The sequence below is a fragment of the Fischerella thermalis PCC 7521 genome, from assembly GCF_000317225.1.
In the GTDB taxonomy this organism is placed as follows: Bacteria; Cyanobacteriota; Cyanobacteriia; order Cyanobacteriales; family Nostocaceae; genus Fischerella; species Fischerella thermalis.
This window is the reverse complement of the sequence record NZ_AJLL01000100.1, coordinates 1-15017: the sequence shown is the minus strand read 5'-3', so window position 1 is coordinate 15017 and position 15017 is coordinate 1. Positions and strand designations below refer to the sequence as shown.

General features: G+C 41.0%; 12 protein-coding genes. 9 read left to right on the top strand and 3 right to left on the bottom strand.

The window, feature by feature from the left end; genetic code table 11:
* Positions 1-64 precede the first annotated feature (64 nt).
* From UYK_RS0121380 to UYK_RS0121370, 3 genes are all read left to right on the top strand, one after another.
* Positions 65-1726 (top strand): PfaD family polyunsaturated fatty acid/polyketide biosynthesis protein, encoded by a 1662-nt coding sequence (locus UYK_RS0121380; RefSeq protein WP_009756804.1) that lies wholly within the window; start codon positions 65-67, stop codon positions 1724-1726.
* 5 nt (positions 1727-1731) lie between these two features.
* Positions 1732-3237 carry a thioester reductase domain-containing protein gene (locus tag UYK_RS0121375; RefSeq protein ID WP_016872133.1) on the top strand — a complete coding sequence of 502 codons (1506 nt, stop codon included), beginning with the start codon at positions 1732-1734 and terminating at the stop codon, positions 3235-3237.
* Positions 3238-3702: 465 nt separating this feature from the next.
* Positions 3703-4707 carry an NAD-dependent epimerase/dehydratase family protein gene (locus tag UYK_RS0121370; protein WP_016872132.1) on the top strand — a complete coding sequence of 335 codons (1005 nt, stop codon included), beginning with the start codon at positions 3703-3705 and terminating at the stop codon, positions 4705-4707.
* A gap of 115 nt (positions 4708-4822) precedes the next feature.
* Here the strand turns inward: UYK_RS0121370 and UYK_RS0121365 are convergent, their stop codons facing one another.
* Both UYK_RS0121365 and hetI read right to left on the bottom strand, forming a co-directional pair.
* Positions 4823-5452 (bottom strand): HPF/RaiA family ribosome-associated protein, encoded by a 630-nt coding sequence (locus UYK_RS0121365; protein ID WP_009756801.1) that lies wholly within the window; start codon positions 5450-5452, stop codon positions 4823-4825.
* Positions 5453-5601: 149 nt separating this feature from the next.
* A complete protein-coding gene (hetI, locus tag UYK_RS0121360) occupies positions 5602-6324 on the bottom strand; it encodes a 4'-phosphopantetheinyl transferase HetI (protein ID WP_009756800.1) in 723 nt (240 codons plus the stop codon).
* A gap of 537 nt (positions 6325-6861) precedes the next feature.
* On the opposite strand from hetI, the gene UYK_RS0121355 reads away from it, so the two are divergent.
* The 3 genes from UYK_RS0121355 to UYK_RS0121345 all read left to right on the top strand — a co-directional run bounded on the left by UYK_RS0121355 (position 6862) and on the right by UYK_RS0121345 (position 11422).
* On the top strand, positions 6862-7557 hold the full coding sequence (locus tag UYK_RS0121355) for a cyanoexosortase B system-associated protein (RefSeq protein ID WP_009756799.1): 696 nt from the start codon (positions 6862-6864) through the stop codon (positions 7555-7557).
* A gap of 164 nt (positions 7558-7721) precedes the next feature.
* Complete coding sequence (locus UYK_RS0121350; protein ID WP_009756798.1) at positions 7722-9038, top strand: polysaccharide biosynthesis/export family protein; 1317 nt, start codon at positions 7722-7724, stop codon at positions 9036-9038.
* A 212-nt stretch (positions 9039-9250) separates the two neighbouring features.
* The gene (locus UYK_RS0121345; RefSeq protein WP_016872131.1) at positions 9251-11422 is read left to right on the top strand and encodes a GumC family protein; all 2172 of its coding nucleotides are present in this window, start codon (positions 9251-9253) and stop codon (positions 11420-11422) included.
* A gap of 367 nt (positions 11423-11789) precedes the next feature.
* Here UYK_RS0121345 and UYK_RS0121340 read toward each other — a convergent pair whose 3' ends face one another.
* The gene (locus UYK_RS0121340; RefSeq protein ID WP_009756796.1) at positions 11790-12266 is read right to left on the bottom strand and encodes an MEKHLA domain-containing protein; all 477 of its coding nucleotides are present in this window, start codon (positions 12264-12266) and stop codon (positions 11790-11792) included.
* A 105-nt stretch (positions 12267-12371) separates the two neighbouring features.
* On the opposite strand from UYK_RS0121340, the gene UYK_RS0121335 reads away from it, so the two are divergent.
* From UYK_RS0121335 to UYK_RS27020, 3 genes are all read left to right on the top strand, one after another.
* The gene (locus tag UYK_RS0121335) at positions 12372-12800 is read left to right on the top strand and encodes a VOC family protein (protein WP_009756795.1); all 429 of its coding nucleotides are present in this window, start codon (positions 12372-12374) and stop codon (positions 12798-12800) included.
* A gap of 154 nt (positions 12801-12954) precedes the next feature.
* Positions 12955-14235 (top strand): histidinol dehydrogenase, encoded by a 1281-nt coding sequence (hisD, locus tag UYK_RS0121330; protein ID WP_009756794.1) that lies wholly within the window; start codon positions 12955-12957, stop codon positions 14233-14235.
* Positions 14236-14608: 373 nt separating this feature from the next.
* Positions 14609-14953 (top strand): hypothetical protein, encoded by a 345-nt coding sequence (locus UYK_RS27020; RefSeq protein WP_009458915.1) that lies wholly within the window; start codon positions 14609-14611, stop codon positions 14951-14953.
* The last annotated feature ends 64 nt before the right edge of the window (positions 14954-15017 follow it).

The window sequence follows — 15017 nt, the reverse complement described above, 5'->3', positions numbered from 1 at the left end:
GAGACTTTATTGCATTTATTCTTCATATTCCCACTCATAATAACTTTCTTGAGGAATCATTACGGTGAAAACAGTGGATGTGGTACTAGAGAACGGTCTTGAATTTTATGGTTCTCCTTGCAACTTTAATCAAGTATGGAAAGGTTCCTTAGATTGCGTAGCCTTTGAAGCCAGCAGAATTAAAGAAAAACTCCTATCTTTAGATCAACCTTGTTATATTGTGAGAGTTGACGGTAAAATTGGCGTCACCAATCACGGTTATTTGTCTCCTCTTGATAATGGAAAAACAGGACAAATTGAATTGTTGATGGTGATTCCACCTATAAGACTGCAACAATTGGGAGATCCCAATTTTCTCAATTTTCATGGTACTAAATATGCCTATACTACCGGTGCAATGGCTGGTGGTATCGCTTCAGAAGAAATGATCATTGCTTTAGGAAAAGAGGGAATTTTGGGTTCCTTTGGTGCAGGTGGTTTACCGCTAAATCGCTTGGAAATAGCCATTAACCGCATCCAATACGCTTTGCCTAATGGGCCTTATGCTTTCAATTTAATTCACAGTCCTAATGAACCTGCACTTGAACGCGGCGCAGTAGATTTATACCTCAAATATGGGGTAAGAACTATAGAAGCTTCGGCATTTTTAGACCTGACTCCCAACATTGTTTATTACCGTGCAGCAGGATTGGGTTTAAATTCAGCAAATGAAATTGAGATAAAAAACAAAATCATTGCTAAAGTTTCTCGCCGTGAAGTTGCTAGAAAATTCATGCAACCAGCACCACAAAAAATGTTGCAAGAATTGGTCGCGCAAGGATTAATTAGTGAATTACAAGCTAATTTAGCAACTAAAGTTCCCCTTGCTGATGATATTACAGCAGAAGCAGATTCTGGTGGTCACACTGATAATCGTCCTTTGGTTTGTTTGTTACCTTCAATTGTTGCTTTACGGGATGAAATTCAAGCACAGTATAGTTATGAAAAACCGATTCGAGTTGGAGTAGCAGGTGGAATAGCAACACCACAATCAGCACTAGCTGCTTTTATGATGGGTGCTGCATATGTGGTAACTGGTTCAATTAATCAATCATGTATTGAAGCAGGAAGTTGTCAGCATACCAAGCAATTGTTAGCACAAGCAGATATGGCTGATGTGATGATGGCCCCAGCCGCAGATATGTTTGAAATGGGAGTGAAACTGCAAGTTCTCAAACGTGGTACGATGTTTCCTCTACGCGCTCAAAAGTTATACGAAATTTACAGAAATTATAATTCAATTGATGAGATTCCTAGCCAGGAAAGAGAGAAGCTAGAAAAACAAATTTTTCGCAAGTCACTTGCTCAAGTTTGGGAAGAGACAGTCACATATTTATCCCAAAAAAATCCAGAAAAATTGGGGAAAGCGGTGAATAATCCCAAATTGAAAATGGCGTTAATTTTTCGTTGGTATTTAGGGTTATCTTCTCGTTGGTCTCATTCTGGAGAAAAAGGTCGAGAAGTTGATTACCAAATTTGGTGTGGCCCAGCAATAGGTAGTTTTAATGACTGGGTGCGTGGTTCCTATTTAGCAGATCCGAATCATCGCCGTGTCGTGGATGTTGCAAACCATATCATGATGGGAACTGCCTACTTGTATCGCATTCAAACTTTGAAAATTCAAGGGCTATATATTCCAAGTTATTACAGTCAATATACCCCTGTTAATTCTACATTGGAAGCCTAAATATGATGACAGCAAAAAAATCTTTAACAGCAGCAGAAATTCAAGCTTGGTTACTATCTAATCTTGCTGAAGTTATCAAAACAGAAACTGATCAAATTGATGTAGAACAGCCATTAGATACCTATGGTTTAGACTCTACTCAGGCGATGCTACTTGTCACTAAGGCAGAAAAAATGCTCGGATTTAAAGTAGCTCCGACGCTATTATGGCATTATCCAACTATTGCATCTTTATCACAGCGTTTAGCTGAAGAATCACAAGAATTAGCATCAGATTTAGAAGACACTGTAGCAGTTAAAAATGTTACTCCCACCTTAGATTTAAGTGCTGAAGCAGTTCTTGACCAAAATATTCGTCCTGTATCTAGTTCTTTTGTGTTTACAGGTGAACCAAAGAATGTATTTATCACAGGTGGGACAGGCTTTTTAGGAGCTTTTTTAATCCATGAACTTCTACAGCAAACCAATGCTGATATTTATTGTTTAGTACGTGCTGCTCATCCAGAAGAAGGCAAGCAAAAACTCAAGAAAAATTTACAAAGTTATGGACTTTGGAATGAAGTTTTTCGTCCCAGAATTATCCCAGTTATTGGTGATTTATCTCAGCCACTATTAGGAATTAGCAAAGAAGCCTTTGAAATGCTAGCTGCTAATCTTGATAGTATTTATCACAGTGCAGCAACACTCAATTATGTATATCCTTATTCTGCACTCAAAACACCGAATGTTTTTGGCACACAAGAAGTATTGCGTTTGGCGTGTCTTTTTAAAGTCAAGCCAGTACATTATGTTTCCAGCGTCGCAGTATTTGAATCGCCTTTTTATGCTGGTAAAGTTGTCAAAGAAGATGATAGCTTTGAGCATTGGCAAGGCATTTTTCTGGGTTACTCGCAAACAAAATGGGTAGCAGAAAAATTAGTCACAATTGCGCGTGACAGAGGACTTCCCGTAACTATCCACAGACCGCCTTTAATCGCAGGAGATAGCAAAACAGGTGCTTGCAATACAGATGACTTTATCAACTTAGTCATTAAAGGTTGTATCCAGATGGGATACTTCCCAGATGTAGATTATATGTTAGATGCATCACCTGTTGATTATGTCAGTAAAGCCATTGTTTATTTATCCAAACAAAAAAAATCTCTGGGCAAAGCTTTTCACCTCCAGCATCCCGCACCTGTTCCTTTATCTAATTTACTTGATTGGATGCATTCTCTTGGTTTTGCTATTGAAGTAATTCCTTATCAACAATGGCAAACTAAGTTAATTAATGATATCTCTTCAGCAGAGAATCCTTTATATACCCTACGACCTTTCTTATTAGAACGTTGGTCAGAAGAACAAATCACAATTCCTGATTTGTATCTACAAAGTAGAAGACCAATCATTAATTGTGAAGCAACCCTAAATGCACTGGCTGGTAGTGGTATTGTTTGCCCACCAATGGATACACAATTGTTTATGACCTATTCTACCTACTTACTTCAGAATGGCTTCCTGAATGTAGCGTAACAAATCGACAAATGCATACAGATAATCCATCTGTATCTATCAGTGTTTATCTGTGTGCATCTGTGTACCCTGCGGGAAGCCGCTCCGCGTCTACGATTTGAAAACAATGATTTTGGTCATAGTTTTAACTTACATCAGATATAACTTAATTTTTCCAACCAACTTCAACGGGTTTTTATGTTTAGCTAATTAATAAAAATATGTGAATTTAAATACTTATTAAAATCAATAAAATGTTCTCGTGAGCATATTTTCTAAAAACCTATTCCAGAGATACACCACCTGATAGATTGCATTAATTTGAGGTCTCTTTAGCATGAGTAGGAGGACAAAAAAATTTCACTTCTACTCAAATTTTACGTGTCTCATTCCCTCCAAAAAATACTTAGAAAGTGACATCTAGAATATTTGTTCATGAGATTAAGAACAAATACTCTCTTTTCTTCACAAAGGATATCTAAATTTATGAATCTCACAAATAAAACCATCCTGATCACAGGAATAGGTGGATTTATTGGCTTGCGAACTACAGAACTAGCGATCGCACAAGGAATGCATGTTAAAGGAATAGAAAATGATCCTGATAACGCCAAAATAGCCGAGAGTCTGGGCGCAACAGTGATTGTTGGTAGCATCTGTGATCCAGTTGTTGCAGAGGAAGCTTGTCAGGGAGTAGACATTGTTCTGCATACAGCCGCCCTTGTCAAAGAAGGAGGAGCGCTCGAGGAGTTTCGTAATGTCAATGTTGGTGGTACTCTCAATATGGCCAGAGCAGCCATAAACGCCGGTGTCAAGACTTTTGTCCATCTTTCAAGCGTCATAGTATATGGCTTCACCTATGCCAATCAAATTACAGAAGAAGGGCCACTCCGCAGCGAAAATAATCCTTATTCTTTGACGAAAATAGAAAGTGAAGCAGAAATATTGAAGCTGAATGCACCACCAGATTTTGGGGTGATCATTATCAGACCGACGGCTGTTTATGGGCCAAGAAGCAACCCTTGGGTTGTCCGTCCCCTTTCACTGATGCGCCAAAAAAGATTTGTCATACCTGATGCTGGAGGGGGAGTTATGAACCATTTATATATAGATAATTTAATCGACGGAATCTTCCTCGCTGTAGAAAAAGAGGCGTACGGTGAAGCTTTCAATATCTCTGATGGACAGGAAACCTCTTGGAAAGAATACTACACACGTTTAGCTGAAGCTGGAAACGTATCCGCGCCCTTATCTCTACCAGCACCAATTGTCAAGTCTTTGATTCGCTTAGAGTGGTTAAGAATGAGAATTCTGGGTAAACAACCTGTTATTTTCCCAGCAGCTGTAGATTTTTCCACCAGTCCTCATGCTTATTCCATCAAAAAAGCACAAACCCAGCTAGGATATGAACCGAAAATAACTCTGGAAGAAGGTATGGAATCTATACGGGAATGGCTAGAAGACACGGATACCCAGCCCTCAAATAACTAAAAGGAAATATAGCATTCTTAAATCATTCGTAAAAGACAAGATCCCTGACTTCTGATGAGAAGTCGGGGATCTGGGTCTTAATAACTGATAACTGTTCACTGATTTATCAATGGTGTCACTCTTGCCACCCCAATGGCGGTTTAACAATCGTTTGTTCTGCCTTCCCAGCACCAACGCCAGGCTTGTCAACAATCTTCACTGTGCTAGCTTGGAGTCCTTCTTCACCAAGTTCCACAAAGCAATGCACACCCGTACCAATTTCTAAACGGTCAAAGTCATCATGAAGTACGCTGTTACGGTGGAAGTAGACTTCCTCACCATCTAAGGTTTTGAGAAAGCCGTAACCCTGTTCTGGAAATAACTTGATAACAAGTGCCGTTGTTTGTTGAGCGCTATCGTTAGTTCTGGATTTATCACTTTCACGCTGTTGTCTAGCGAGTTCTCGCAACTGGCGAGTAGCTGCATGAAAAGCATCTCGAATTACCGCTTCTAAAGGTGGATACTGGTTAACATCTGGTGGATTGCTTTCCGCCACAAGTTCATGACCGGGGGGTACTGTCATATCAATTCGCACTCGGTACGGCGAGCCAGAACGGGGGCGATCGTGAATTTTTTCAATTACGATGTGACAGCTACTGATGTAATCACAAACTTGTTCCAGTTTGGCTATTTTTTCTTTAACCAGAGCATCAAGAGCATTTGTTTTATCTACGTTGCGATAAGTAATTTCTGGTGGAACCTTCATATCTGTGTTTATGAATGTACTATTTCAGAAAGCGATTAGTAGTTAAATGCATGAGTGTCTTCACCGATCCTAAAAAGCTCAAAACTGCCTTACCTCTGGCTAATGGAAGGTGATGTTAAATTTAGGACTCTGCTTCCCACTAACAAATTTTAATACTGCCAGCACTTTAAATGTAATTTTTGACCTGCTACAGCAACTGCACCAACATAATTATCAGCAGGTAATAGTTCAATTAAACTCCACTCTTCGTCAGTGATGAGTTTTGCTGGTTGTTCTGGAGTTAAAGAAATCTCTACTTTTTCTAATTGAACTAGTCCTACTCCTATTGCTTTTAAATAAGCTTCTTTACAAGTCCAGTAGCGGAAAAAAACCTGCTTTTGTTGTTCTGGGGGAAGCGATCGCACCACTGCATATTCTCTGGGTGCAAAGAACCTTTCGGCAAGGGCTTCGACATCACTCACTGAGCGCATGTGTTCTATATCTATACCAACCTGACGGTTACTACTGACAGCACATAAAGCCAAATCCTGAGAATGGGACAAGTTAAACGACAGACTACTACAACTGTATGTATCAGCTAATACTGGCTTTCCCCGGGGTTCATACGTAAATTGTACCGCTTGCGGTTCCACACCCAAGTAGCGACCCAAGATGGTGCGGAGGATACCCCGACCTGCAATAAAACGCTGTCGATGTTGCTCAAAGTAAAACCTTTGAGCGCGAGCAATTTCATCACTAGAGAGGGTTGTTTGTAAAGCTTGCAATTCTGGTGCTGGTCGCGCCAGTTCAATTCGCCAGATATGCATTTCATCAGACAACAAAGTTAAATTGGTTGGTGCGGTTAACCACAAATGATTAGTCTCAGACCCCATCTTAATACCCTAAAAGGATTTTGGATTTTGGATTGAGAAACCAGAGGTTGAGCATAGGTTCTGTAAATTTATCGATCACCATCATTTTTCCAATAGTAGATGAAATTACGGTTTGGTCGCTTTGTTGCCGATACCATTCTAATGCGATTGGCTCAATCTGTTTAATCCACTCGTTTTTGCTGTCATTGGTTGACGTGCAAAGCAAAAGCTACTTCACTTTGTACTTTTCTACTTTCATGTTTGTACAATGGCGCAGCACCTCTTCAATCATCGCCGCCACCTCGCTGAAGGAACAAGTTTTGAGTTGGGAGTAAATGCATAGCTTGCTATAAACTATTAACGTATTGATTAGTTTGTAGTAAATACCAAGCGTGCCTGAAGATTTGAGGACTAAAGTCTACCCTAAGGGAAGCCGCTCTTAAGAGCGTCTAGATTACAAACGCATTTACCCAGTAAACAAAACTATCAATAATATTACTGAACTCACTAAGATAAATACGAGTGTAAAATTTTTTTTAGATTCTGCGAATTTCACTGATGATTTATTCTAAACTTAAAGAGCGTTACTTTGCCCATATAGTAGCGCTATTGTTATTACTACTCATATTGGTAATAGGGGCAGTGCCTGGATACCTCAAGGGAAACTGGCAATGGCAGCAACCCGCACCTATCATTAATCTGAAAAAGTTGAAACAGATACGTCAGACAGGATTGACTATTCCTGGTTGGCAAACAATTGAACAAACAGAACAACCGATTGGCGAACAAAAGTGGTCTTTGCAACTAATTAAAAAGCTACAAACCAATACTGAGGCAATGTTACTGTTATTACCGCAGAATGGCCCAAGAAAGCAGCCACAAGTAGAATGGACAGAGATTAATAGTTGGGGTCGGTCACGCTGGGGACAGTGGAATATTGCTCAAAGCCGCTTAGTGGAATTTACTGTCAAGCAACCGCCAGCAAAGGTAAAAGCTGTGTTTTTTCGCGCTGCGACAACAGAACAAACTTTTGCTGTTCTGCAATGGTACGCTTGGCGCGATGGTGGCAATCCCTCAACTTTACAGTGGTTGTTAGCAGATCAGCTAGCCCAATTACAAAAGCAACGTGCTGCTTGGGTTGCTGTTAGTATCCTTTTACCGATGGAACCTTTGGGAAAAATTGATACATTTTGGTCTGAGGTCAAGTCTATCGGCGAAACAGTACAGGCTACTTTAATGACAAGTGTTTTATGAATGAGGCTTAATATAAATTAATACTATGGCAATAATCCTTGTTAAATAAAATACATTACACATGCAATTACGTATGTCTTAATTTAAAATAGCCGCTTGCAGCTTTGCAGCCAGACAATAGCTACACAGCTTCAATTTAATTGTTGATAATTTCTACTGTTTATATGCGTGCATTCAGCACATTGTACTTATTTAGTTTTCAAGTCAGTATTTTTTTTGCAACACCTGTAATACCTGTTGTTGCTCAAGCGCCACTTCCTGCTTCCACAACAGATATTGAATTTACTCAGTTAGGTGTTGGTAGCAATGAAATATCACCCCAACTGAATCGCTATATTTTAGGACCAGGAGATATCATCACTCTTCAAGTTCAACGTCCTCCTGGCCCCTACCGTTTAGGGCCAGGAGATGTAATTAGCGTTGCGATCGAGCGTTTTCCAGATTTAGGTTTTCAAGCTTCTGTCAATCCTGAAGGAAAGATTACTGTTCCTCTTTTAGGAACTGTATCACTACAAAATCTAACTTTAGCAGAGGCACAAAATAAGATTCGCTCGTTATTCAACACTTATGTTATCGATCCTATAGTAACTTTATCGCTGGTGTCGCAACGACCGGAGTTAAATGTTTCACTCGCAATCAATCCAGAAGGTAATGTTGTTTTACCTCAAGTCGGCACAGTATCTTTAAAAGGTTTGAGCTTAGAAGAAGCTCAAGAAAAAATCCGCTTATTACTTGATCGCATTACACCAGGTCAAGTTGTTGCTTTATCATTAGCATCACCTCGGACGGTACAAATAACTATTAGTGGTGAAGTATCCAGACCAGGAATTTATCCTATAAGTTCGCCAACGCCTCGTGTTGCTGATGCTCTCCTACTAGCGGGTGGTTCGACAATGATGGCAGACCTGCGACAAGTACAATTGCGGCGCAAGTTAATTGATGGTTCAGTAATTACCCAAAATATAGACTTGTATAGTCCTTTACTCAATGGTGAAGCCGCACCTAACATCCGCTTGCAAGATGGAGATGCGATCGTTGTCATGCGTCGCGACTTTGCTAATGATGACAATTATGATCGCAATCTTATTGCTCGTTCTTCTTTAGCTCAACCCCAGATACGAGTCCGGGTGTTAAATTATGCTACCGGCGGACTAGTAACGCAAACATTGCCGAATGGTAGTAATTTTGTTGATGTTTTGTCAGGAGTCAACCCTAATTTTACCAATATCCGGGACATTGCCCTGGTTCGCTTTGACCCAGAACAAGGTAAAGCGATCACTCAGAGATTAAACGGTAAAAAGGCCTTAGCTGGAGATGCGACTCAAAACGTGCCACTTCAAGATAATGATGTTATCGTTATTGGTCGAAACCTGATTGGTAAAATTACTAACCTCATAAATACTCTTACTCAGCCCTTCTTCAGTATTCAGAATTTTCTCAACTTCTTTGAGACTTTTGGTAGTAGCAGTGGAGGGAAGTAGAGGTGGGGAGATGGGGGGATGGGGGGATGGGGAGGTAGGGGGAGTATGAGGAGGTAGGGGGAGTATGAGGAGTATGAGGGGTAGAGGAATAACCACTAACCACTAACTACTAACTACTAACTACTGTAGAGACGTGCCATGGCACGTCTCTACAACCAACAACCAACAACCAACAACCAACAACCAACAACCAACAACCAACCAACATAGTCATGACGCCACCGATTGTTAAACGCTACCTAATAGCTTTTGAAAAGTATAAGTGGATGGGCTTAGCCAGTTTCACTTTAGTTGTAGTCGGTTCAACGGTGGTGGCTATGCAACCAGAACCACCTGCCAGTTACATTGCAGAAGCCGCACTCACCTACTCTAGTCCTCCGGTTTTATTCTCTGTGACTGGGGGTGAAATTCAACAACAAGGTCAAGAATTAACTCAAGAAACCTTGCTATCAGACCAAATTGTTGAGGCTGTGGCAACAAAAGTCAACGTTAAACCCAAACAAATTGGTCAAAATGTGGCTCTGAGTGTACCTGCAAAAAGCAAGCCAGGAGAAGAACCAGCATCCACACTTATTGAAATTAAATATAAAGATTCCAATGAAAAGCGAGCTAAGGAAACAGTGCAGTTATTGATGGAAGCCATGATTAAGTTGAGTGGTGAAATCAATACCAGACGATTAAATGCAATTATCAAGAAAATCAACGAACGCTCTCCCGAGATAAAACAAGATTTACAATTAGCAGAGAAGAAATTAGAACAATACGATCGCATTGAAGGCCCAGCATTGCTAGCTGCGGAAAATGGCAGTTTGCTGACTGCAATTACCAGTAGTCAAAGTCAACAACGACAAATTCAATTGACGCTTTCTGGAGTAAATGCCCAAATTCGCAGTTTACAGAAAAAGTTGGGGTTGAATAGTAACGAAGCTTATGTTTCCTCAGCTTTAAGTGCTGATCCGATTATTGCTAACTTGCGATCGCAAATCTATCAAGTCGAAAGCCAAATGGGAGTCCTTGCCAAACAAGGCGCACGTCCGGAATTACCCCAAATGGTACAATTGCAGCGTCAAAAAGATGCTTATGAGCAATTATTGCAACAAAGAGCCGTTGAAGTAGTCGGTGGTGGGGGTGCGGCTGCTCCTCTGGCTGGTTCAATTATAGATATTCGTTCCCAAAGTAACTTAGACCCCGCTCGTCAACAACTTGCCAACCAGTTAGTAGCTTTACAAACTCAGTATGAAACATTGCAACAACAGCTAATTTCCTTGAGGCAAGACGAAGAACGATTACGACAAATGTACGCTTTGATACCTAACAAGCAACTGGAGCGATCGCGTTTAGAACAAGAGGTCACACTCAAAAAAGCCATCTACGACAAAATGCAGGCAAAGCTGATTGACGCTCAAGCAGCAGAAGCAGAAACCGTCAGTAGCCTCAGTGTAGCAAAAGTACCTGTAGTTACTGCCGATATAAAACCTCCTAAGAGTGTGCCAACTACCCTCGCAGTTGGTGGATTCTTAGGATTAATAGTAGGTGGTGGGGTGATATTTTTATTAGGCTCCCTAGAAGGTACTTTCAAAACCAAAGAAGATATCCGCAACAGTTTAAAACAACGAGAAGTCGCCTTATTGGGAGAATTGCCTTTAATGCCCGTAGAGGACTTGTCCGCCGACGAAGTCCCAACAATACTTTCTGTATATTCCCCGTATTTGGAGTACTACGAAAAGTTTCGGAGTAATCTACGTCGCCTGGGTGGCAAAAATTTAAAGGTAATATTAATTACTAGTGTCAGTAGCAGCGAAGGTAAAACTGTGAGTGCTTATAACCTGGGCATAGCTTCCGCTCGGGCTGGCAAACGTACCTTAATTATTGAAACAGATTTGCGATCGCCTTCTCGCAGTCCATCGCTAAAAGTGACAATTGACCCCAATGCTAATATAGAACCTCTGCGTTATTACGGTAGTTTGAGTGAGTGTATCCGCTTAGTTCCGGATATAGAAAATTTATACATAGTTCCTAGTGTTGGCCCAGTAAGTCAGCCTGCTGCCATCCTTGAATCTAGTGAATTGCGCCGCTTAATTGAAGATGCCCGCGAACGCTATGATTTAGTGATTATCGATACTAACCCTATCAGTTTATCCAACGATGCCTTATTAATCCAGCCTTATAGCGATGGCATTATCCTAGTCACCCGACCACACTATACACAAGAAAACATGCTTGGTGAAGTTGTAGATGAATTGGTTGAATCAGAATTAGGGTTAGTAGGAGCGATTATCAATGGTGCTGATATCTCTGTTCCTCAGCTTGTAGAATTAGTCTCTGCATCAGGGGAAGAATCAGGAGAAAAAGCAGAGGTATCTGCTGGGACTGTACAAAATTGACTGGCGACCTTAAACGCAGAGGATCGCAAAGGAGCACAGAGTTTTGCTACAGGAGTTTCGCTATGTAATTAATACAATTTTGTACTAAGTTACAGCCTGATGTAAATTGAATGGAGACGGGATGAACAAGCGCGTCTGGTACAAAAATCATTTTTTGAGAAATCGACCACCGATACACACAGATGAACACAGATGACACAGATGGATTTTCTCTGTGTGTATCCATATGCATCTCATCTGTATACCCTCCGGGAAGCTGATGAGCGTGTCTAAGATAACTACCATCCCTGCAACCTTACCACAATCTTGCTCAACATCGGTGTTCATCTGTGTTCATCTGTGTTCGATTTCTAAAACACAAATTTTGTCACAGCATAAATTCATAATTACAGTAAACAGCAGCTTGACCGCAATACCGATCATTCTCATCCAATAGATTCCAAAGAATACCATCTTTAATATAAAAACGTTTACCAGTGCTGCTAATCCGCACACCAGAAAAATTGCTAAAACCCTTGCTAGCTGTTTCCGCTAACAATCGACTACGCTCCTGTTGTACAACCTCTTCAGCGGTTTTCCGTGAAGGCATTTTAGTAAAATCCTGCCACGAAAGTTCCCATAGTTCCAAGGCTTTGCGATTACCATAGTTAAAAATAGGGTCTGGTTCAGTACCGTGAGAAACTAAAGCAAAAGGCGCTGCAAACATTGCTTGGGCTATTTCTTGTGCAGAACCATTCACATCTAGTAAAGAACGCCCTGTCCAATACTCAAAACTACGTAATAGACGTAAGCTGTGGCGAATCACAGTTTCTTGCTGCCAAGGAAGTTGGATGTTATTGGTCATAGATATTACAGTTGCACAATTGCCTGATTATTTCGCAATTTATATATAGATAGTAATACGGCTACTTAACCCTAGCTTCTAGTTCCTCACTCTTATCCCCTAAATATGAATCCAACTATATTTCATCTTGCTTTTCCTGTTTCTGATATTGCCCAAGCAAAAGCATACTACGTTAATGGTTTAGGCTGTATTCCTGGTCGGGAAAATCGTCATGCTCTCATTCTCAATCTTTACGGTCATCAATTGGTGGCTCATGTTACTAAGGAACCCCTAACACCCCAACGTGGTATTTATCCGAGACATTTCGGATTAATTTTTACCTCGGAAGACGATTGGCAATATTTACTGTTGAGAGCGCAACAGTATCAGCTACCGTTTAGAGAAGAACCTAAGCATCGTTTTGTTGGTACTCCCCTCGAACATTCCACTTTTTTTTTAGAAGACCCGTTTTATAACTTAATGGAATTTAAGTATTACCGTGATTATGAAGCGATTTTTGGAAATGCGGAGTATCAACAAATTGGCGATCGCTGAGGTGAGGAGTTACGCTAACCCACTTAAATCATTTGTGAACAAAACGGATAAATGATCAGGCGATCGCAGTCTATGCTGGTAAGTAAAGTAGTTGCTGTTTGGGCGATCGCATTTCTATTAAACTAAAAAATGACCGTCAAACCATCTGACTCCCATGCAGCTACTGAAAACAACCGACCAAAATTTTTCTAACCAATTCCAAGCATTTGTCAACGAACGCAGGGAAGCAACGGTTGATGTCAGTGGCACTGTTAAAGAAATTATCGCTGATGTCAAAGCGCGTGGTGATGCCGCAGTCAAAGAATATACCACCCGTTTTGACCGCTACAGCCCTGAGTCTTTTCGTTTGAGTGATACTTTTGTTACTCAGCAAGCTGCCCAATGTCCCCAGGAAGTCAAGGTGGCGTTGGAAGTTGCTGCTGAGAGAATTACTGCTTTTCATCAAAAACAGCTACCCCAAAATATAGCCTACACTGATGAAGTTGGGGTAAAACTTGGCTTAAATTGGGTAGCTTTAACAACAGTTGGGATTTACGTACCAGGTGGAAGAGCAAGTTATCCCAGTTCCCTGTTGATGAATGCACTGCCTGCTAAAATCGCTGGCGTAGAGCGGATTGTGATGACAGTGCCAATGCCTAGTGGTGAAATCAATCCGGCAGTATTAGCAGCAGCTCAAGTAGCAGGTGTTACAGAAATATATAGTATTGGTGGAGCGCAGGCAATAGCAGCTCTTGCCTACGGTACAGAAAGTCTTGCCCCTGTTGATAAAATTGTTGGGCCTGGCAATGCCTACGTTGCGGAAGCAAAACGTCAGGTATTCGGTAGAGTTGGTATTGACAGTATTGCTGGCCCATCTGAAATTTTGGTAGTAGCAGATGATCAGAATCATCCAGAATGGATTGCTTGGGATTTGCTATCACAAGCAGAACACGACCCCAGCGCTCAATCTATATTAATTACTGACTCAGAAACTTTTGCCCAAGCTGTGATCACGGCGGTTGAACAAATTCTTAAAACCCTATCTACTCAAGCTGTAGCTAGTAAAAGTTGGGAAAATCATGGTGCGGTAATTGTTGTCAGTGATTTAGCCGAAAGTATCCCTCTACTGAATCAATTAGCACCAGAACATGTGGAATTATGCGTAGACGAACCACAACAGCTTGCCAACCAGATTCGCTGTGCTGGTAGCATGTTTTTAGGACGCCATACTCCAGAAGCGATTGGTGATTATGTCGGTGGTCCCAATCACGTTTTACCTACAGCACGTTCAGCCCGCTTTGCTTCTGGCTTGAGTGTATATGATTTTATGAAGCGGATTACTTCTTTACAATGCGATGAACAAGCATTACAAACCATAGGAAAAGCAGCAATTAGCCTCGCCCAAGCCGAAGGTCTACCAGCTCATGCAGGTAGTGTGGCGGTAAGGTTAGGTTGAAGGGTTAGTGGTTAGTGGTTAGTGGTTGATAATAATTTCTCTACTCTCCCCATCTCCCCATCTCCCCACTACCCCTAATCCCCACCTCCCCCTCAAACAGCCAAAAAAGTTAAGTTATTTGTACTCCACTTGGGAATTAGGTGTAAACGTGGTGATGTATTAAGTATGAATCAAGCGATCGCTGATCAGTAATTACATTGCATCACCCTTAGGAGGTGGCTATGGAAGGTATTCTATTTACAATTTTGTTAGCAGTTTATTTAGTAACCGTGAAGAAACAGCTAACACAAGACCAGTCTTCAGCCAATGAAGATACAAACGTGATTATTACTGAAAAATAGTTATTTGACTACTTGTTCTGTCTACCCGTCCGATGAAAGCTTCTACTCTTAAGTGGTGGGGTAAGCGTCGTTGGCAGATTGAGGGATGGTTTAAAACCGCAAAACATCGTTTTGGCTTGCATCGCTTTGGACAAGGAACTCTGCTGGGTATGTATCGCTGGCTGATTCTTTCTCTAACTGCCTACCTGATTGCTCATTGGACTTATCTGCATTTTCATTCCGCATCACCACCTGATTGGGGTCAGTCTGCACAAACTGCCCTTGAGTCTATTTTTTCACATATAGTTGTGTATCTTCTTTTACTTGAAATTGAACGCCTATTCCCTCTTGCACGTAGTTATGGTTTTGACATTCATATTTCCAGGTGCAAGAAGTGAGCTACCGTATTTTTAATTCCTTTCGCCAGTATTTGTTTAGCTGCGTTATGGTCACGGTGCATAA